The organism is Enterobacter cloacae complex sp. FDA-CDC-AR_0132 (assembly GCF_003010695.1).
GTDB lineage: Bacteria > Pseudomonadota > Gammaproteobacteria > Enterobacterales > Enterobacteriaceae > Enterobacter > Enterobacter ludwigii.
On sequence record NZ_CP027618.1, the window covers coordinates 3,621,601 to 3,642,452 of the forward strand.

A 20,852-nucleotide genomic window follows, 5' to 3' on the forward strand; every position below is an offset into this window, starting at 1 on the left:
AGTTAACAAGGTGAAAAATGAGAATGAGTGTCAAACAGTTACGCGCGTTTTTAGCGGTAGCTCACACTCTGAATTTCGCGCATGCCAGTGAACGGCTGAATCTTTCCCAGCCGGCGCTTAGCCTGACGATCAAGGGTCTGGAGGAGGCGCTGGGGGGACCGCTGTTGCAGCGCAGCACCCGCAAGGTGGCGCTGACGCAGGAGGGGGAGACCTTTTTACCGATGGCGCGGCAGCTGCTGGCGGACTGGGATAACGCCGAAGAGGCCATGCATCAGTGCTTTACGCTGCAGCGCGGCAAAATCTCAGTCGCGGCGATGCCGTCATTTGCGGCGAATGTCCTGCCGGAGGTGCTCAAGGCATTTCGCGATCGCCACGCCGGGATCAACGTCACCGTGCACGATGTTATCAACGAGCAGGTAATTGAAATGGTGCGGGAAGGGCGGGTCGAGATGGGGATCGCGTTTGAACCGGCGCCGACCCATAACCTGCTTTTTACGCCGTTGGGTCTCGATCGATTTGTCGCCATTGTGCCGAAATCATCCGCTCTGGCAGCCAAAAAACGCCTGTCATGGGAGGCGCTACTGACGCTGGATTTCATTACCCTGCAGCGCCCTTCGGCCGTTCGTCTGATGATGGAAGAGGAGCTGGCCCGCAGCGGTCGTAAACTGGATGTGGCGCTGGAGAGCCATCAGCTGGTGACGGTGGGCAGAATGGTCGCCAGCGGCCTGGGCGGCAGTGCGGTCCCGGCACTGTGCGAGGCGCAGATGACCTCGTTAGGCGCGGTCTGTATTCCACTCGATAACCCGCCGATTGAAAAATGCATCGGCGTGATCCACCCCGGGCACACGCAGCTTTCAAAAGCGGCGCATGCCCTGCTTGAGACGCTGAAAGATTTTTATCAGCCCGGTCAGGGCGCGAGAAACACCTGCGGTGAGGCGTGAACCGGATGTGGGCCAACGTATACCTGCGCGCCATACCACCGGGCCAGCGCGTCGGCCTGTAAAACCGTTTCCGGCGTGCCCTGAGAAACCAGCGTGCCGTTATGCAGCAGCAGGATCCGGTCCGCCCACAGCGCTGCCAGATTGAGGTCGTGCAGCACCACGCACACGTGAAAATCGCCCTGACGGGTCAGGGATTTCAACAGCCGCAGCAGATGCTGCTGGTGGTAAAGATCCAGCGCGGAAGTGGGTTCATCGAGAAACAGCCAGCCGCGCGGCCCGCCGTCATGCCAGAGCTGCGCCAGGGCGCGGGCGAGCTGGATCCGTTGTTGCTCGCCACCGGAGAGGGCCGAAAAGCGTCGGTCTGCGAGGGGCAGGCAGCCCGTTATCGCCATTACGGCTTCGACAACCGGGGCTTCCGGGTAGCGCGTCCAGGGCGCGCGGCCCATACCCACCACCGCGTCGACCGGCCAGTCGAAACCGAGATGCGTATTCTGGCGCATCACTGCCCGGCGGCGTGAGAGCTTTTGCGGGTGCCACGCCTCAAGCGGCGTACCCGCCAGGCTGCATTGCCCACCTGAAGGCGTGAGATAGCCTGTGAGCAGGCGCAGTAACGTCGATTTTCCGGCACCGTTAGGCCCAATCAACGCCACCATTTCCCCCGGAGATAACGCCAGCGACACGTCGTTGATAAGCGTCCGTTGCCCGACCTGATAAACAAGGCGTTCCGCGCGGTAGCGTTCAGCCATGTGCGCCTCCACGACGAAAAATGAGCCACAGGAACCACGGTGCGCCGAAGAGACTGGTCAGTAAACCGACCGGCATTTCTGCCGGCGCGGCCAGCGTGCGCGCCACCGTATCGGCAACCAGCAGCAGCGACGCCCCGGCCAGTACGGAGCCGGGGATCACGGCCCGGTGATCGGCGCCCAGCCACATCCGTATCAGGTGCGGCACCACCAGACCGACAAAACCAATCACTCCGCTGACGGCAACCGCGGCGGCAACCAGTAAGGCGCTGCACAGCAACAGGATCCGCTGTACCTTTGCTACCGCCACGCCAAGGTAGTGCGCTTCTTCTTCACCCAGCTGCAGTAAATTGAGCGCGCAGGCAAGACGCCAGATAATCAGAACGCCTGGCACCATCAGCGAGGTGACGGCCAGCAGCGTAGACCACTGCGCCTGACCCAGGCTGCCCATGCCCCAGAGGGAGAGCTGGCGAAGCTGGGTATCATTGCTGAGCCATGACAGCACGCCGACTGCCGCACCGCACAGGGCATTGAGGGCAATGCCTACCAGTAACAGCCGTGAAAGTGTGCTGTTACGCTGCTGGCTTAGGACAAAAATGACGAAAGTGGCCGCCAGCGCACCCCCAAATGCCGCGATCATGGGAGCGTAAAGCATCATCAGCGCGGGGAGCGAGAGGGGAATAACCACCCACAGCGCCACGGCCAGCGCCGCGCCGCTGCTGATCCCAAGCAGCCCCGGATCCGCCAGCGGATTACGAAAAAGCCCCTGCATTACGCAGCCTGCCAGCGCCAGCGAGCCGCCGGTGACCAGCGCCAGCAGGACCCGGGGGAGACGAATGGTCAGCCAGATCTGACGCAGGGTTTCATCACTGCCGCGCCACAGCAGACTGACCGGCAGATGCAGTGCGCCAGCCCCGGAGGCCGCCAGCGTCATGATCGTCAGGATGGCGGCCAGCATCCACAGCGACAACGCGATCCGTCGGGACATCAGGGCAGTTGCTCCGCCCGGGTGCGCAATTGCTGTATGGCCTGCGGCGTGCGCACGCTAAAGCCCAGCAGTGCCATATCGTCGATAGCCAGCACCTGCCTGTTCCGTCCCGCCGGCGTTTGCGCCAGGCCGGGAAGTGTCCACACATTCGCTTCGCCGCCCAATGCCTTGACGCCATCCTGCGAAATCACCACAAGGTCAGGCTGGCTGGCAATCACCCCTTCCTGGGACAGCGGCTGATAACGGGTAAAGCCCTGCATCGCGTTTTGCAAACCCGCTGCGCGAATGGCTGCATCCGCGGCGGTCTGTTGTCCGGCAGCCATCGCGGTCATCCCGCCGTGGTTGAGGATAAACAGTACCCGTTTGTCGAGTGGCGAGGTGGGCAGGGCTGCCAGCGCCTGGCGCAGCCTGGCGCGCAATGCGTCACCCTGTGCTTCGCGATGCGTCGCTTCGGCAATGACTCGCACCTTGTCGTCAATCACGCTCAGGTCATGACTGCCGGGAACGGTGACGACACTGACGTGACTTTCCTCGACCTGTTTTAACGCCAGCGAGGGCTGCGCCTGAGCACTGGCCAGCACCAGCGTCGGGCGCATGGATAAGATCCCCTCCGCGTTAAGCTGGCGCAAATAGCCGACGTCGGGCAGGGCGTTCGCCGCCTGCGGCCACTGGCTGGTGCTGTCGCGGGCAACCAGTGACGATCCCGCGCCAAGGGCATAAACAATCTCAGTCACGTCACCCCCCAGGGCGACAATTTTCTGCGGTGTGGCCGCGAACGTCACCAGCGGCAGGGCGCAGAGCAGGGCGAGCCATTTTTTCATGCGGCCAGCCCTTTTCGGGTCAGGGCGTCGACCTGGCTGCGCCACTGACGCTGCTCTGGTTCACCTTCGCTGCGTTGACCGTACAGTTGAGCGATTTGCGTCCCGTCGGCGGCGAAGAGCTCCAGGCTGGTGACGTGCCCGTCAGCGGTGGGTTTACGCGTCACCCATGTTTCGGCGATGGACGTATCCCGCAGATGCAGGGTAAAGGTTGGGTTGAAGATGTTGAGCCAGCCTTTCATCGAGACGACGTTTTCCACCACGCCGGTAAAGATCTGCACGCAGCCGCGGTTGCCGACGAAGATCATCATTTCATTCCCCTCCAGGCGGACCGTTTCCAGCAGCTGTGCCAGAGCGGTGTTGTCTACCCTGCAGGCCAGATCGTCACCCACCAGACGAAACGCCTGCTGACGGCTCAGATTGTGGCGCTTCAGCAGGCCGAAGAACTGATGCACGTCGGTCATGGCGCGCCACTCCTGATCAACGAGGGCGGCATCAGCCTTTTCGTTGTGGGCAGGGACATCGGCATGCTTCAGCGCCAGTGGCGGATTATCGGCAAAGATAAAGCGCGTAAGCAGGTCGCCCCAGGCAGAAATATCGGTGTTATCGGTCGTGTAAACTTTCAGCAGGGCATCGCCCTGAAGGTCGAAGAACTGAATGCTCTGACGCTCACCGCGGGCGGTGGTTTCACTGATGTGGAACGCGCTCGCCCACTGGTTGAGAAACAGGCGCAGATCCAGCGCCCGCGGATTCAGTACCAGCCCGGCGTGGCCGCCAAGGTGTTGATGCGTAAACGCGCCCACCTGCTCGTGAACTGCATAGTCGTTACGACAGATGCATTTGGTCTCGCCCACGGCTTCCAGCGCGCCGATGATTTCGCGGATGTCGCCGTGCAGGCGCCAGGCGTCGTGGCCCACGCGGGCGAAGGTCAGCTCTGCTTCGCTGATGCTCATTAAGCCTGCGATGTCACGTGCGTATTGACCCGGATTTTCTTCTTTCAGCGCAAGCCAGCGTGTGTAGTGATTCATTGTCTCTTCCTTTCGAATAAGGGCCCCGGCAGGCCGGGGCATGGGGATTACCACTGGTAACTCACAAAAATCTTACCGTTGCGTCCGTCCTGAGGAATGCCCTGAGGAGACCAGTACGCCTTGTCGAACGCGTTACCCAGCACCAGCGTCGTAGTTACCCCTTTGAGCTGCTCCTGGCCTTTATAACTTACGTAGAAATCGTTAACCGCATAGCCCGGCTGTTCGCTGTAGCTACTGCTGATATGGGTTGAGCGATCGACGAAGGTGCCGATCCAGCCGACGGAGAAACCGCTTTGCGCCACCGGGATATCCAGCTTGCTGGTGACGGTATCCGGGTTGATGCTGGAGATATACTCGCCCGTATCGGTATCTTTTCCCCGGGTGCGGTTATAGGCGACGTCGAGGTTGAACAGGTCGGCCGTGTATTTCGCCATCACGTCCCAGCCCCAGATTTTGGCGTGGGGAACGTTCATGGACATGGTGGTCGCAGCCGCAAAATCGACGCTGGTGGAGATGTAGTCTTTGGCTTTGGTGTCGAAGTAGCTGGCCTTGAACTCCAGCGCATCGTTAGCAAGCATGACGTCGTCAAAGCGCAGTCCGAAGCCAAACTCCTGCGTTTCATTGGTTTCCGGACGCAGGTTCGGGTTCGGTACCCAGTAGTTAGTGTAAAAGCGGCCGATGGAGAAGTGTTTGGCGTCGTTATACATTTCACCCATGGTCGGCGCACGGAAGGCCTGTGCGTAAGAGCCGAACAGCATCAGCCAGTCGGTCGGGCTGACGGTCAGTCCGGCACGGGAGGACCATCTGTCCGCGTTCACATCGTCGTATCCTTCGCTGCTCCCGCGGTAATTATCGTAACGGGTACCGCCGAGAAGCGTGACCGGCAGGTCGCGCAGGGTGATCTCGTCCTGCAGCCAGCCGGAGCTGAAATCGATTTTAGCCTCCGGGAAGCCGGTGGTGGTGCCCCCCGGATGTTGCTCCTGACGGTAGTATTCGCCGCCATAGGTCAGAAGATGTGAGGCAAACGTGTCGCTGAACAGACGGGTGCGGTTTTCCACTTTGCCACCTTGGGTGGTCTGCTTGCGAAACTCGCCGGTGCCGTCAATGTTCTGGGCGTTAATGCGCGCTTCAGACCAGTAGAGTTTCGCATCGGCATTCAGCCAGTTGTTGCCCTGGGGAGCCAGGTGATAGCCCAGCTGAGCGTCTCGCTGAATGGTGGAGCGATCGGTCATGGGATTGCTGCTGGCGTCCGCGGCGGGGGTTTGCGGGTTTTTTGGCTCCTGCGCCGCGTTATTGTAATAGCGCAGGGATCCGCTCAACGTCTGGGCCGGGTCGATGGCCCAGCGGCCTTTTGCCAGCATGTTGTTGATGGATTCGTCATTCGGTGCTGTTCCACCGTCGCTCTGGCGCAGATCGCCGCGATCGCGGCTCGACCAGGCAACCAGTCCGTCCAGGGTTTCGGTACGCCCGTAAGCGCTGGCCCCCATGCCCAGACTGTGATCGCCCGTCGCGCCCGTACCAAACACGCGGTAGCCGCTGTTTTTGCCCGGTTCCAGCAGGTCATTTGCATCGGCGGTGTCATACGCGATCACGCCCCCCAGCGCGCCGCTGCCGTACAGTAAGGCTGACGGGCCGCGAACCACTTCGATACGTTTAATCAGAGCCGGGTCGAGGAACGTGCTGTTCAGGTGGCCAGTGTCGGTCCCCTGGCGCACGCCATCCACCAGCACCAGCACGCCGCGGCGGTCGTAACCGCGCAGGTTGACGTCCTGACCGTTGGTGCGCCCGGTGCCGTCAAGCATCAGGCCTGGGACGTAGCGCAGCAGGTCGGCGGCCGAGCTGGCGGTCTGATTTTCCGGGGCCGCGGTGTCAATCACGCTGACCATCATCGGGGCTTCGAAGGCGCTGCGGGCGTTGCCGGTGGCGATAACGGTCATATCATCTGTGGCCGCAAACGCGACGCCCGGCAGGGCGCTGACAACGGATAGCGCAAGGCAGGACGGGCGCAAAAATGCGGAATGCAGGTGTGGCATAGCAACTCTCCATAAAGAATCGAAAGCGCTGGCTGCCTGGGGATCACCTGGGTGGCTGGCGAAGGTATTGTGGTATTTATTTGGTGAGGATCAGCTTCCCGGCATGGGTCTGGCGCAACAGATAAAGCTGGCCGGCATGCTCGATGATCACGCGTCCCTCGTCCCCCAGCAGGCTTTTACTGTCGATCCGACGATCGGTGCGCGCTGGGGCAGGTGCTGTGTGTGTGTTTTCGGGCGTTGCCGCGTTGTTATCCGTACGTGACATAATGTTTATAAATAACAATCAATGTAACAATGATAATCATTATCAACAAAGTGAAAATTCACGGCAAGCGTTTTTGTAAAAAAACTGTGATGGGATCAAAACAGAAGCGTATGTGGCCGTGCGCGAACGTAGACCCTCTCCCGCAGGAGAGGGTAAAAGGCAAGGACTAAAAACGTGAATCGACCGCTGCCGCCAGTTTCTCCAGCAGCAGTTCGCTGTCTTCCCAGCTCAGGCACGGGTCGGTGATCGACTGGCCGTAAACCATTGGCTGTCCGGCTACGATTTTTTGCGTGCCTTCCCGGATAAAACTTTCGGCCATAATGCCCGCGATGGCGGTTGAACCGCTGACGATCTGCTGGCAGATCTCATCACACACATCCAGCTGGCGGCGATGCTGTTTCTGGCAATTGCCGTGGCTGAAATCCACCACCAGGTGTTCCGGCAGGTCGAACTCGGCCAGCGTTTCACACGCCGCAGCAATATCTTGCGCGTGGTAATTAGGCTTTTTCCCGCCACGCATGATGATATGCCCGTATGGGTTGCCGCTAGTCTGATAAATGGTCATCTGACCGCGCTTATCCGGCGACAGGAACATATGGCTGGCACGCGATGCACGGATCGCGTCAACGGCAATTCGCGTGTTGCCATCGGTACCGTTTTTAAAACCAACCGGGCAGGAGAGGGCAGAGGCCATCTCACGGTGGATCTGGCTTTCCGTGGTGCGCGCGCCGATAGCGCCCCAGCTGATGAGATCGGCGATAAACTGTCCGGTCACCATATCGAGAAACTCGGTGGCCGTCGGTACGCCCAGCTCATTGACCTGCAAAAGCAGTTTACGCGCCAGCTCAATGCCATAATTAACACGGTAGCTGCCGTTCAGGTCCGGGTCGGAAATCAGCCCTTTCCAGCCCACGACGGTGCGCGGTTTTTCAAAGTAGGTGCGCATGACAATTTCAAGGCGATGCTGGTACTTGTCCCGCAGTCCCTGAAGCCGTTTTGCGTAATCCATTGCGGCATCCAGATCGTGGATGGAGCAAGGGCCAATCACCACCAGAAGACGTTTGTCTTCGCCATTAAGGATTTTTTCAATGCGACGGCGGGATGCCGTGACATGTTCCGCTACACCCGCGGAAACAGGATGCCGCTGTGCCAGTTCAGCCGGTGTGACCAGGCTGTCAATGCGCGCAGTGCGGAGTTCATCGGTTTTATTCATGAAATGTCTCAGAAAAATTTTTGCTTCATCGGCAGACTACCGGGAAGTGATGGGCATCACCTTAAACCAATCCCTGCTGAATTCAAGTTCGGCGCGTCTGCGCGCCGAGGATGTGGTGATGATACCCGATTCTGAGTTATTGTACTAGCATGTTAGTACATGCGACGGTTGAGCCCCATGATATCGAGGATTTTGGTGGCGATCTCTTCTACCGAATAGTTAGTGCTGTTTAGCCACGGGATCTGGTTTTTACGGTACAGCGCTTCCACCTCGGAAACCTCCATTCGACACTGGCGCATTGAGGCGTAGCGGCTGTTCTCACGCCGTTCTTCACGTATTGCCGCCAGCCGTTCCGGGTTGATGGTCAGGCCAAACAGCTTGTGCTGGAGCGGCTTAAGGGCGGCCGGCAGCACCAGATTGTCCATGTCGTCAGCAATAAAGGGGTAGTTGGCGGCACGGATACCGAACTGCATCGCCAGGTAAAGGCTGGTCGGGGTTTTCCCGCAACGTGAGACGCCAAGCAGTATCACCTGCGCCTGGTCGAGGTTACGCAGCGAAATACCGTCGTCGTGCGCCAGGGTGTAATCAATGGCGGCGATACGCGCATCGTATTTGGTCAGGTTGCCGGGGTTCAGCCCGTGCGTTCGGTGAGCGATAGGCGTCGGATCGAGTTTCAGTTCGCTCTGCAGCGGGGCCACCAGCGCCTGGACGATATCCTGACAAAACCCTTCACTTTGCAAAATAATTGTGCGAATTTCAGGGATCACGATGGAGTAGAAGACCAGCGGGCGGACCCCGGTCTGCTGGAAGATGGCGTCAATCTGGTCCTTCACCGCCTTTGCACGGCTCTCATTTTCCACAAACGGCAGCGTGATGCTGTTAATCGAAACGGGGAACTGCGACATCACCGCATGTCCCAGCACTTCGGCGGTAATCGCCGTACCATCAGAAATATAAAAAACGTGGCGATCGACAGCATTATCCATTTTACCCACCCTGAATATCGTACGTAATTGTCTGAAAGCATAAATTAAAAAAGTAAATTACACAGCAAAGAACTTATCCTAATTATAAATGAAACGGTGTTTTTGATTTTCCTGAAAAGTGGATTTCATTTTCCAATTAGCGACTTTATTTTTAGGGTTTTTGGCTGAATATATAGGAATCATCGGGTTAGCGGATGGTGGGAAAGTATCCGAAAAGTTGAAAATTTAAATTGCTTACACGATTCACCGTTTTTTTAGCGGAAATAATTATGCCAGTATAAATACGTAGTCAGGTGTTTCTTACTCCGATCAAATATCACAAAAGGATTGTTTCGATGTCCAACAATGGCTCGTCACCGCTGGTGCTTTGGTATAACCAACTCGGCATGAATGATGTAGACAGAGTTGGGGGCAAAAATGCCTCCCTGGGTGAAATGATTACAAATCTGTCGGGTATGGGTGTCTCCGTACCGAACGGGTTTGCCACAACCGCCGATGCCTTTAACCTGTTTTTAGACCAGAGCGGTGTAAACCAGCGCATTTATGACCTGCTGGATAAAACGGATATTGATGATGTGACCGAGCTTGCGAAAGCCGGTGCCCAAATCCGCCAGTGGATTATCGACACACCTTTCCAGCCGGAACTGGAAAAAGCCATTCACGAAGCCTACAACCAGCTATCAGCGGATGATGCCCAGGCGTCGTTTGCCGTGCGTTCTTCTGCCACCGCGGAAGATATGCCCGATGCGTCATTCGCCGGACAGCAGGAAACCTTCCTTAACGTCCAGGGTTATGACGCCGTGCTGGTGGCGGTGAAGCACGTCTTCGCGTCCCTGTTCAATGACCGCGCCATCTCTTACCGCGTGCACCAGGGCTATGACCATCGCGGCGTGGCGCTTTCTGCTGGCGTACAGCGCATGGTGCGCTCCGACGTGGGCTCTTCCGGCGTGATGTTCTCCATCGACACCGAATCCGGCTTCGACCAGGTGGTGTTCATCACCTCGGCGTGGGGTCTGGGTGAGATGGTAGTACAGGGCGCGGTGAACCCTGACGAATTCTACGTTCATAAGCCGACGCTGGCCGCAAACCGTCCGGCGGTCGTTCGCCGCACGATGGGCTCGAAAAAAATCCGCATGATCTATGCCCCGACGCAGGAGCATGGCAAGCAGGTTAAGATTGAAGACGTACCGCAGGAAATGCGTGACCGTTTCTCCCTGACCGATGCAGAAGTGCAGGAGCTGGCGAAACAGGCGGTACAGATCGAAAAACACTACGGCCGTCCGATGGATATCGAATGGGCCAAAGATGGCAACACCGGCAAGCTGTTTATCGTGCAGGCGCGTCCGGAAACTGTCCGCTCCCGCGGTCAGGTGATGGAGCGTTATACCCTGCACGCACAGGGCAAAATCGTGGCGGAAGGCCGCGCGATTGGTCATCGCATCGGTGCCGGTCCTGTCAAAGTGATCCATGACATCAGCGAGATGAACCGCATTCAGCCAGGCGATGTGCTGGTGACCGACATGACCGACCCGGACTGGGAACCGATCATGAAGAAAGCGGCGGCCATCGTCACCAATCGCGGTGGCCGTACCTGCCACGCGGCAATCATCGCCCGTGAGCTGGGGATCCCTGCCGTTGTCGGTTGCGGTGACGCGACCGAACGCATGAAGGACGATCAGAAAGTGACCGTCTCCTGTGCGGAAGGCGATACCGGTTACGTGTATGCCGATATTCTCGACTTCAGCGTGAAGAGTTCAAGCGTCGATACCATGCCGGATCTGCCGCTGAAGATCATGATGAACGTTGGTAACCCGGATCGTGCGTTTGACTTTGCCTGCCTGCCGAACGAAGGCGTTGGCTTGGCGCGTCTGGAATTTATCATCAACCGTATGATTGGCGTTCACCCGCGCGCGCTGCTGGAGTTTGACGACCAGGACGCGAAGCTGCAGAACGAAATCCGCGAGATGATGAAAGGTTACGACTCGCCAAAAGAGTTCTACGTCGGTCGTCTGACCGAGGGGATCGCCACGCTGGGCGCGGCGTTTTATCCGAAGCGCGTGATCGTGCGTCTGTCCGACTTTAAGTCAAACGAATACGCGAATCTGGTGGGGGGTGAGCGTTACGAGCCAGAAGAAGAGAACCCAATGCTCGGCTTCCGTGGCGCCGGACGTTATGTTTCCGACAGCTTCCGTGCCTGCTTCGCGCTGGAATGTGATGCCGTGAAGCGCGTGCGCAACGACATGGGACTGACCAACGTTGAGATCATGATCCCGTTCGTGCGTACCGTGGATCAGGCGAAAGCGGTGGTGGAGGAGCTGGCACGTCAGGGTCTGAAGCGCGGCGAAAACGGGCTGAAGATTATCATGATGTGTGAAATTCCGTCTAACGCCCTGCTGGCTGAGCAGTTCCTGGAGCACTTCGACGGCTTCTCTATCGGCTCGAACGACATGACGCAGCTGACGCTCGGTCTTGACCGTGACTCCGGCGTGGTCTCTGAACTGTTTGATGAGCGTAACGAGGCGGTGAAAGCGCTGCTGTCGATGTCCATCCGCGCGGCGAAGAAACAGGGTAAATATGTCGGGATTTGCGGTCAGGGTCCGTCTGACCATGAAGACTTTGCCGCATGGCTGATGGAAGAGGGGATTGACAGCCTGTCCCTGAACCCGGACACCGTGGTGCAAACCTGGCTGAGCCTGGCCGAACTCAACAAGTAACGCCATCAGCATCAGAAAAAGGCGAGGATATATTCCTCGCCTTTTTTATTTCATGCCTTATTTGCTCCCCATCACAAATAAAGTAAAAAACCAAATATCATAATTTGTCTGTTAATTTAGACAATTGTTAGCGCGCAAAGCGTTGCTAATACTTGAGCCTTACCGCGCATTTCCCTCGCTGATGCGCAACTGGTTGAAATACGTTTTAACCTGATAAAAAGGCAAATAACAATGACAATCTCCTCTGTATTGCGTACCAAAGATAAAATAGGTTATGGCTTAGGTGATATGGCCAGTGCGCTGGTCTGGCAAACGGCAACCTTATTTCTCGCCTATTTCTATACGGATGTTTTCGGTTTGCCGGCGGCCATCATGGGCACCATGTTTTTAGTGGTGCGCGTGGTGGATGCTTTTGTCGACCCTTGCATCGGCGCGCTGGTCGACCGCACCCAGACGCGGCACGGTCGCTTTCGTCCCTGGCTATTGTGGTTTGCCATCCCATTTGGCGTAAGCTGCCTTATCACCTTCTATGTACCGGACGTCGGGCCGACGGCGAAAATCGTGTATGCCTGCGTCACTTACGCCATCTTAAGCCTTATTTATTCCGCGATTAACGTCCCGTATTGCGCCATGCCCGGGGCGCTGACGCTGGATCCGCGTGAGCGTCACTCGCTGCAGTCCTGGCGCTTCGGCCTGTCGTTCATCGGCGGGTTGATTGTGACAGTGATCGCCTTACCGCTGGTCTCGCTGTTAGGCCAGGGCAACGTTCAGAAAGGCTATTTCTATGCCATGAGCATGATGGGCCTGCTGGGTATTATTCTCTTCTTCTGCTGTTTTCTGATGACCCGCGAGCGTTATTCCCCGCGCAATGACACCTCGGGTTCGATGATCGGCGATTTAAAACTGCTGGCCGGAAATAGCCAGTGGCGAATTGTTTTCCTGTTTAATATTTTGCTATTAACCGCAGTGGTGACGCGTGGTTCTGCCACCATGTATTACGTGAAATATGTGCTTCTGCGCCCGGAGCTGGTATTTGCCTTTATTGTTTCCGGGATGGTGGCGTCCTTAACGGGGGCATTATTATCTGAACGTCTGTTGGGGAAATTTGACCGCGTCCGTGCCTATCAGTGGACCATTATTTCCTTCGTGATTTTCGGCGCGCTGATTTTCTTCCTGCCGCCTTCGCAGATCTGGCTGATTTTTGGCCTCAACATTATCTTTAGCTTTATTCAGAACCTGACCACGCCGCTGCAGTGGACCATGTTCTCTGATGTGGTCGATTATGAGGAGCATCGCAGCGGCCGTCGTCTGGATGGTCTGGTCTTTTCTACCGCGCTGTTTGCCATCAAATTTGGTCTGGCGCTGGGCGGGGCGGTGGTCGGTTGGGTTCTCGGGATGGTGGATTATGCGCCCGGTCAGGCAACCCAGGCACCGCACGTGCTCTCTACCATTAATGCGCTCTTCACCCTCATCCCCTGCGTGCTGTTCCTCTGTATGGTCGCGCTGCTGACCATTTACAAACTCAACAGCAAGCTCGTCAATTCCATCGCCCGCGAGCTGGCCAGCAAACGCGAGGTGCGAGACGAGACAGGACAACTCACCCCGGCCACCCATTCCGCAATACAGGAGTAACACATGACTGCGATTTATAAGGACGCGGGACGTCCCGTGCATGAACGCGTCGCCGACCTACTGGCCCGCATGACCCCGGAAGAGAAGTTCGCCCAGATGCATGCCTACTGGTTGATCCTCGATGAAAACGGTAACCACCGCGAACGCAGCGATCTGAGCGATGAATTCGCGGGCGTGAGCGAACAGGCTGCGCTTAGCGAACGGCTGAAACTGGGGGTGGGACAAATTACGCGTCCACTGGGCACCCATATTGTTGATGCGAAAACAGGCGTGCGTGCCGCTAACCGCCTGCAGCGCATGATGATGGAAGAGACGCGCCTCGGTATTCCGGCGCTGTTCCATGAAGAGTGCCTGGTGGGGCTGTTGTGCAAAGATGCCACGCTGTTCCCGTCGTCGCTGAACTACGGTTCGACCTGGGAACCGCAGCTGGTGCAGCGTGCGGCAGAACAGATTGGCAAAGAAGCACGCTCTGTTGGCTGCCAGCAGGGGCTGGCCCCGGTGCTGGATGTCTCTCGCGACGTTCGCTGGGGACGCACCGAAGAGACCTTCGGAGAAGACCCGTGGCTGGTGGGGGTAATGGCCACGGCATACGTGAAGGGCTTGCAGGGCGATAAGCGCGATCTTCTGGCTACGCTCAAACATTATGTGGGCCACTCCTTCAGCGAAGGGGCACGCAACCACGCGCCGGTGCATCTGGGCTTTAGCGAACTGAACGACACCTTCCTGCTGCCGTTTGAGATGGCGGTGAAGCTGGCCAATGCCGGTTCGGTGATGCCTGCCTATCACGATATCGATAACCAGCCCGGACACAGCGACCACTTCCTGATGACAACCGTGCTGCGTGAACAGTGGGGGTTCGATGGGATCATCGTTGCGGACTACGGCGGCGTGAGCCTGCTGCACCAGCATCATGGCATCTCGCACGATGCCGCCGAATCTGCAGCGCTGGCCTTCAATGCCGGGCTGGATGTCGAACTACCAAAAGATGACTGCGCGCGTCATCTGGCACAAGCCGTTGAGCGCGGACTGATTTCCATGGCGAAAGTCGATGAAATAGTGGCACGCGTCCTGACCGAAAAATTCCGTCTTGGCTTGTTTGAAAAACCGTATGCCGATGAACAGGGCATCGATTTGCAAAATGAGGCAACGCGTCAGGTTGCAAGGGAAGTGGCGACCCGTTCGCTGACGCTGCTTGAGAATAACGGCATTTTGCCCCTCGGCGGCAACCCTCGCGTGGCGGTCGTCGGGCCAACGGCAGACGATCCGCTGGCGCTCCTCAGCGGTTACAGCTTTCCGGTGCACTTAATTATTAGCGACATGGTGGAAGAGACCTCGCAGGTCACGACACCGCGCGCGGCGCTTGAGCAGTATCTGGGGGCCTCGCGGGTACGTTATGCCAAAGGCTGTCACATTATCGAAAAACGGATGGCGGGTGCGCCGGTGTTTCCGGGTGACAGCGGCGGTAAACCCATGCAGCAATCTCCGGTTTCGCAGCGTACCGACCTGATCCCTGAAGCCGTGAAAGCCGCACAGGAGAGTGACGTGGTGGTGGCCTGCGTTGGCGATCTCGCCGGGCTATTCCAGAGCGGAACCGTCGGGGAGGGCTCTGATACCGACTCTCTGAATCTGCCGGGCGTACAGCAACAATTGCTGGCTGCGCTGGTGGCCACCGGCAAGCCGGTTATCGTGGTCATGACCGGCGGGAGGCCTTACAACCTTCAGGGGCTGGAAGATAACGTCGCCGCGCTGATGATGGCCTGGGCGCCAGGGCAGGAGGGTGGCTGGGCGATTGCGGATGTATTAACGGGCCGCGCTGAACCGCAGGGACGTCTGGTGGTCAGCGTGCCGAAAAGCGCGGGAGCAATGCCCTATTACTATAACCACAAGCTCAAAAGTGGCGGCACACCGTTCGCTTTCCATTTTGGCTCCCGCTATCCCTTTGGCTTCGGTCTCGGCTGGACGCAGTTTAGCTGGGGAACGGCGCGCGTGGCTGAACCCCGCGTTCCGATCGACGGCGAGGTGGTCGTAAGCCTGGATATCACCAATACCGGTGAGCGCAGCGGCAGCGAGGTGGTACAGGTCTATGTTCGGGATAACGTCGCCACGCAGGTGCGGCCACTGCAGGAGTTGAAGGCGTTCCAGCGCGTCACGCTCTCACCGGGTGAAACCGCCACGCTCACCTTTACGTTGCCCGTTGAGATGTTCAACTTTACCCGTCGTGACGGAAAACGGATCGTCGAGCCGGGTGAATTTGAGCTGCAGATTGGTGCATCGTCGGCGGATATTCGCGAGGTGGTGACGGTCAATGTGACCGGGGAAACCCGTGTATTGTCAACGGAATGGCGGATGCTCAGCACCTGTGACGTCAGCCGCGCGTAATCAGGATAAAAAAAAGCCCATCGTGGGAGATGGGCAAAGACTACACACAGCAATTCGTTGTTTCACTCAGGGGATTTCCATGCTTATAAATCAAGGTGTTGATTTATAACCGTGTCCTAATAGTAGGCATGTCAGCTTTTAGCGTCGATCAGATTCGTCTCAATAGTTAAAGAGACGTAAAGATTTCTTGAGGTTAATAGGGGACTTAGAGCCGTTATAGCGGGTCTGACCAGTGCGCAACGAATAAATACTTAAGCAACGTTTAAGTATTGAAGGGGAATATGTAGGCCGGGTACGCGACTGCGTTACCCGGCCTGTCCATTACTGCTTGTTCTTATCTTCCAGCTCTTCCAGTTCGCTCAAAATCACGTCCGGGTCCGTTCCCGGAGGCGGGATTTCGTGCACCCAGGCGGAGAACAGACGCCAGGTCACGGCCAGAAGCACCGGACCAATAAACAGACCAATCATCCCAAAGGCAATCAATCCACCAATTACGCCTGAGAGAATAAGGATCAGCGGCAGGTCTGCGCCCATGCGAATAAGGATGGGACGAATAACGTTATCCATGGTGCCAACCACGCAGCTCCAGACCAGCAGAACGGTGCCCCACGTGGTATCGCCGGTCCAGTACAGCCAGATAATGCTGGGTACCAGCACCAGCAACGGACCCAGTTGCGCAAGGCAGGTCATCAGCATGACCACGGTGAAGACGGTGGCGTACGGCACGCCAGAAATCGCAAGACCAATACCGCCCAGCACCGCCTGAACCAGCGCCGTTACCACGACGCCAAGCGCAACCGCGCGCACGGCCTGCGCCGCCAGCAGAACCGCGGCATCACCCCGTTTGCCCGCCAGGCGAGTGGCAAAATGACGAACGCCCAAAGCCACCTGCTCACCGCGCCAGTACAGCAGGGCACTAAAGACCAGCATCAGCGTACAGTGCATCATAAAGCGGCCAATGTGCGCCGCCTGACCCACAAACCAGGTGGTAGTGGTGCCAATATACGGGCGCACTTTCGCCATCAGGGCGCTGCCACCCATCTCCAGCAGGCCATGCCAGCCGCTGTAAAGTTTTGCGCCAACAACCGGAATACTGTTAAGCCAGGCGAGATCCGGCGGCGTCAGATCGCCACTGGTCACGGCGCGAATCACCGGGCCGCTGGAGTCGACAAGGCTGTTCACCAGTAGCGCAACGGGAATAATGAACAGCAGGAACAACAGCAACGTCATCACCAGGACCGCCAGCCCACGACGTCCGAAGAGCAGTTTCTGCAACCGTAACAGTAAAGGCCAGGTGGCAACCACAACGGTTGCAGCCCAGGCGAAGCCGAGAATGAAGGGTTGAACGATCCACAAACACGCAATAATCATGAGGGCCAGGAACAGCACCGACAGCAAAATTTGCGCAACATCCCTGGGCTGGCGAAGATTGACCATAAATGAAACTTTCCTTAATTGAACACCAGCGTGGCTGGCGGGAACGGAAAACCGCGATTCTCTAATCATTAATGATTTCAGCGATTTTTGACAGGCGAATTCTGCCTGTAATTCTGCAGAGCGTATAAGAAAAAAATGTGATAAAACTTTTACGATACACGCAAACGATTTCACACCTCTAATTAGGGTCGACAGTAATGATCCCACAGATTTCTCAGGCACCTGGCGTCGTTCAGCTGGTGCTTAATTTTTTGCAGGCACTGGAGCAACAGGGTTTTACAGGGGATACCGCCACACATTATGCCGACAGGCTGACAATGGCGACCGACAACAGTATCTACCAGCTTCTTCCCGATGCAGTCGTGTTTCCCCGTTCAACGGCCGATGTGGCGCTTATTGCGCGACTGGCAACGCAGGAGCGATTTACCTCGCTGGTGTTCACGCCACGCGGCGGCGGCACCGGCACCAATGGTCAGGCGCTGAACCAGGGCATCATCATTGATATGTCGCGCTATATGAACCGCATCATTGAGATCAATCCCGAAGAAGGATGGGTGCGTGTCGAAGCGGGCGTCATCAAAGATCAGCTTAACCAGTACCTCAAGCCTTATGGTTACTTCTTTGCCCCCGAGCTCTCTACCAGCAACCGTGCGACAATCGGTGGGATGATTAACACCGATGCCTCCGGGCAGGGGTCGCTGGTCTACGGTAAAACCTCCGATCACGTTCTTGGCGTGCGCGCGGTGCTGCTGGGCGGCGATATCCTGGATACCCAGCCGATGCCGGTCGAACTGGCGGAAAGGCTGGGTAAAGACAACACGGCCAACGGGCGGATTTACCGCACCGTGCTTGAGCGCTGTCGCGATAACCGCCAGCTGATCCTCGACAAATTCCCTAAACTGAACCGCTTCTTAACCGGCTACGATCTGCGTCATGTCTTTAACGATGACCTGACGCAGTTTGATTTAACCCGCGTGCTGACCGGCTCCGAAGGGACGCTGGCATTTATTACCGAGGCGCGGCTGGACATTACGCCGCTGCCGAAAGTGCGTCGGCTGGTGAACGTCAAATACAACTCCTTCGATTCTGCCCTGCGAAATGCGCCCTTTATGGTTGACGCGCGGGCGCTGTCGGTGGAAACCGTCGACTCTAAAGTGCTTAATCTGGCTCGGGAAGACATCGTCTGGCACTCGGTGAGTGAGCTTATCACCGATGTACCTGATAAAGAGATGTTGGGTCTCAACATCGTTGAATTTGCCGGCGATGACGAAGCGCTGATTGAAAGCCAGGTCACCACGCTCTGTCAGCGGCTGGACGAACTGATTGCAGCAGGCGAAGGTGGGGTGATTGGCTGGCAGCTTTGCAGCGAACTCTCCGGCATTGAGCGTATTTACGCGATGCGTAAAAAAGCGGTGGGGCTGCTGGGCAACGCGAAGGGGGCTGCAAAACCGATTCCCTTTGCTGAAGACACCTGCGTCCCGCCTGAGCATCTGGCGGATTACATCGTTGAGTTCCGCGCCCTGCTGGACAGCCACGGTCTGAGCTACGGCATGTTCGGCCACGTGGATGCCGGGGTGCTGCACGTGCGTCCTGCGCTGGACATGTGCGATCCGCAGCAGGAGATCCTGATGAAGCAGATCTCCGACGATGTGGTGGCGTTGACCGCGAAATATGGCGGTCTGCTCTGGGGAGAACACGGGAAAGGGTTCCGCGCGGAGTACAGCCCGGCGTTCTTCGGTGAAGCGCTCTACGCTGAACTGCGTAAGGTCAAAGCGGCATTCGATCCGGATAACCGTCTCAACCCGGGTAAAATTTGCCCGCCAGAGGGCGTCGATGCCCCAATGCTGCAGGTGGATGCCGTCAAGCGCGGCACCTATGACAGACAAATCCCGATTGCGGTGCGCGCCTCCTGGCGTGGTGCAATGGAGTGTAACGGTAACGGTCTGTGTTTCAACTTCGACGTGAAAAGCCCTATGTGCCCGTCGATGAAAATTACCAGTAACCGCATTCACTCGCCCAAAGGCCGGGCAACGCTGGTCCGCGAATGGCTGCGTCTGCTGGCCGACCGCGGGGTTGATCCGCTGAAGCTGGAACAGGAATTACCGGAAAAACGCGCCAGTCTGCGCTCGCTGATTGAACGTACCCGCAACAGCTGGCATGCGAACAAAGGCGAGTATGATTTCTCCCACGAGGTGAAGGAGGCCATGTCCGGCTGCCTGGCCTGTAAAGCCTGCTCAACCCAGTGTCCGATCAAGATTGATGTGCCGGAGTTTCGCTCACGCTTCCTGCAGCTTTACCATACCCGCTATCTGCGTCCAATGCGTGACCATCTGGTGGCGACGGTGGAGAGCTATGCCCCGCTGATGGCGCGTGCGCCGAAGACCTTTAACTTCTTCATCAATCAGCCGCTGGTGCGAAAGCTTTCCGAAAAACATATCGGGATGGTGGACCTGCCGCTGCTGTCAGTCCCTTCGCTACAGCGTCAGCTCGTGGGGCACCGCTCGGCGAACATGACGCTGGAGCAGCTTGAGGCGCTGACCCCTGAGCAGAAAGCCAATGTGGTGCTGGTGGTGCAGGATCCGTTTACCAGCTACTACGATGCCCAGGTGGTAGCCGATTTTATCCGTCTGGTAGAAAAACTAGGCTATCAGCCGGTGGTACTGCCGTTCTCACCAAACGGCAAAGCGCAGCACATTAAAGGTTTCCTTACCCGTTTTGCGAAAACGGCGCGGAAAACCGCTGACTTCCTCAACCGGGTGGCGCAGCTAGGGATGCCGATGGTCGGTGTCGATCCGGCGCTGGTGCTCTGCTACCGCGATGAGTATAAGCAGACGCTGGGGGAGCAACGCGGTGATTTCCACGTCATGCTGGTGCACGAGTGGCTGCCGGCGGCGCTGCAACAGGCGACCGTGAAGGATGTGAGCGGTGAATCGTGGTATCTGTTCGGTCACTGCACGGAAGTGACGGCACTGCCGGGCGCCCCGGCGCAGTGGGCGTCTATCTTTGCCCGCTTCGGGGCGAAGCTTGAGAGCGTCAACGTGGGCTGCTGTGGCATGGCAGGTACCTACGGGCACGAAGTGAAAAACCACGCGAACTCGCTCGGTATCTATGAGTTGTCGTGGCATCAGGCGATGCAGCGTTTGCCGAGGAACCGCTGTCTGGCTACGGGCTACTCCTGCCGAAGCCAGGTGAAACGGGTTGAAGGGAACGGGGTGCGTCACCCATTACAGGCCTTACTGGAGATAATTGGATGATCTGGAAACGAGCCGTGACGCTGCAGGCGCTGAATGCCATGGGCGAGGGGAATATGGTAGGGCTGCTGGACATTCAGTTCACGCGTATTGGCGAGGATGAACTGGAGGCCACGATGCCTGTCGATCATCGCACGCATCAGCCGTTTGGTTTATTGCACGGCGGCGCATCCGTCGTGCTGGCCGAAACCCTGGGGTCCGTGGCGGGCTATCTTTGCACCGAAGGGGAGCAAAAAGTCGTCGGGCTGGAGGTGAATGCGAACCATATTCGCTCGGTGAGAAGTGGACGGGTGCGCGGCGTTTGTCGCACGCTACACGCCGGTAGCCGCCATCAGGTGTGGCAGATTGACATTCTTGACGAGCAGGATCGGCTCTGCTGCTCGTCGCGACTGACGACGGCGGTCGTGTAAAGTTTTCAGATGTT

At 57.6% G+C, this 20,852-nt stretch carries 15 protein-coding genes and 1 other RNA gene; 6 read left to right on the forward strand and 10 right to left on the reverse strand.

The genetic code is table 11. The features are described from left to right. Window positions 1–17: 17 nt before the first annotated feature. A complete protein-coding gene (locus tag AM379_RS17530) occupies window positions 18–941 on the forward strand; it encodes a LysR family transcriptional regulator (RefSeq protein ID WP_020884395.1) in 924 nt (307 codons plus the stop codon). Here the strand turns inward: AM379_RS17530 and AM379_RS17535 are convergent. The 8 genes from AM379_RS17535 to ppsR all read right to left on the reverse strand — a co-directional run bounded on the left by AM379_RS17535 (window position 908) and on the right by ppsR (window position 9,015). After that, window positions 908–1,687: a heme ABC transporter ATP-binding protein gene (locus tag AM379_RS17535; protein ID WP_106503962.1), complete on the reverse strand. Its 780-nt coding sequence runs from the start codon at window positions 1,685–1,687 to the stop codon at window positions 908–910. The two genes, AM379_RS17530 and AM379_RS17535, sit on opposite strands and share 34 nt — an antisense overlap. Further along, a complete protein-coding gene (locus AM379_RS17540) occupies window positions 1,680–2,672 on the reverse strand; it encodes a FecCD family ABC transporter permease (RefSeq protein ID WP_106503963.1) in 993 nt (330 codons plus the stop codon). Before AM379_RS17540 ends, AM379_RS17535 begins: the two co-directional genes overlap by 8 nt. Continuing rightward, the gene (locus tag AM379_RS17545; RefSeq protein WP_050736668.1) at window positions 2,672–3,493 is read right to left on the reverse strand and encodes a heme/hemin ABC transporter substrate-binding protein; all 822 of its coding nucleotides are present in this window, start codon (window positions 3,491–3,493) and stop codon (window positions 2,672–2,674) included. The genes AM379_RS17540 and AM379_RS17545 overlap by 1 nt, the downstream gene beginning before the upstream one ends. Next, window positions 3,490–4,518, reverse strand: a complete 1,029-nt coding sequence (locus tag AM379_RS17550; RefSeq protein WP_106503964.1) for a hemin-degrading factor — start codon at window positions 4,516–4,518, stop codon at window positions 3,490–3,492. Before AM379_RS17550 ends, AM379_RS17545 begins: the two co-directional genes overlap by 4 nt. A 47-nt stretch (window positions 4,519–4,565) precedes the next feature. Continuing rightward, a complete protein-coding gene (locus tag AM379_RS17555) occupies window positions 4,566–6,551 on the reverse strand; it encodes a TonB-dependent hemoglobin/transferrin/lactoferrin family receptor (protein ID WP_106503965.1) in 1,986 nt (661 codons plus the stop codon). Window positions 6,552–6,627: 76 nt separating this feature from the next. Beyond that, window positions 6,628–6,816, reverse strand: coding sequence for a hemin uptake protein HemP (gene hemP, locus AM379_RS17560; RefSeq protein ID WP_106503966.1), 189 nt, complete (start codon window positions 6,814–6,816; stop codon window positions 6,628–6,630). Between the two features lie 166 nt (window positions 6,817–6,982). After that, window positions 6,983–8,029: a 3-deoxy-7-phosphoheptulonate synthase AroH gene (gene aroH, locus AM379_RS17565; RefSeq protein WP_025204385.1), complete on the reverse strand. Its 1,047-nt coding sequence runs from the start codon at window positions 8,027–8,029 to the stop codon at window positions 6,983–6,985. Window positions 8,030–8,181: 152 nt separating this feature from the next. Beyond that, window positions 8,182–9,015 carry a posphoenolpyruvate synthetase regulatory kinase/phosphorylase PpsR gene (gene ppsR, locus AM379_RS17570; RefSeq protein WP_106503967.1) on the reverse strand — a complete coding sequence of 278 codons (834 nt, stop codon included), beginning with the start codon at window positions 9,013–9,015 and terminating at the stop codon, window positions 8,182–8,184. 335 nt (window positions 9,016–9,350) lie between these two features. Here ppsR and ppsA point away from each other — a divergent pair, with 335 nt between their 5' ends. From ppsA to AM379_RS17585, 3 genes are all read left to right on the forward strand, one after another. After that, on the forward strand, window positions 9,351–11,729 hold the full coding sequence (gene ppsA / locus AM379_RS17575; RefSeq protein WP_047357318.1) for a phosphoenolpyruvate synthase: 2,379 nt from the start codon (window positions 9,351–9,353) through the stop codon (window positions 11,727–11,729). A gap of 231 nt (window positions 11,730–11,960) precedes the next feature. Continuing rightward, window positions 11,961–13,361, forward strand: a complete 1,401-nt coding sequence (locus tag AM379_RS17580) for an MFS transporter (protein ID WP_020884385.1) — start codon at window positions 11,961–11,963, stop codon at window positions 13,359–13,361. Window positions 13,362–13,364: 3 nt separating this feature from the next. Next, complete coding sequence (locus AM379_RS17585; protein ID WP_106503968.1) at window positions 13,365–15,740, forward strand: glycoside hydrolase family 3 N-terminal domain-containing protein; 2,376 nt, start codon at window positions 13,365–13,367, stop codon at window positions 15,738–15,740. Window positions 15,741–15,745: 5 nt separating this feature from the next. Here AM379_RS17585 and rprA read toward each other — a convergent pair. Next, window positions 15,746–15,853: antisense sRNA RprA (gene rprA, locus AM379_RS17590), an RNA gene on the reverse strand. 208 nt (window positions 15,854–16,061) lie between these two features. Then, a complete protein-coding gene (gene ydiK / locus AM379_RS17595) occupies window positions 16,062–17,177 on the reverse strand; it encodes an AI-2E family transporter YdiK (protein WP_020884383.1) in 1,116 nt (371 codons plus the stop codon). Window positions 17,178–17,374: 197 nt separating this feature from the next. On the opposite strand from ydiK, the gene ydiJ reads away from it, so the two are divergent. Together ydiJ and menI are read left to right on the forward strand one after the other, a co-directional pair. Beyond that, the gene (gene ydiJ / locus AM379_RS17600) at window positions 17,375–20,431 is read left to right on the forward strand and encodes a D-2-hydroxyglutarate dehydrogenase YdiJ (protein WP_106503969.1); all 3,057 of its coding nucleotides are present in this window, start codon (window positions 17,375–17,377) and stop codon (window positions 20,429–20,431) included. Further along, entirely contained in the window at window positions 20,428–20,838 is a 411-nt protein-coding gene (menI, locus tag AM379_RS17605) for a 1,4-dihydroxy-2-naphthoyl-CoA hydrolase (protein WP_014169720.1), read from the forward strand. Before ydiJ ends, menI begins: the two co-directional genes overlap by 4 nt. The last annotated feature ends 14 nt before the right edge of the window (window positions 20,839–20,852 follow it).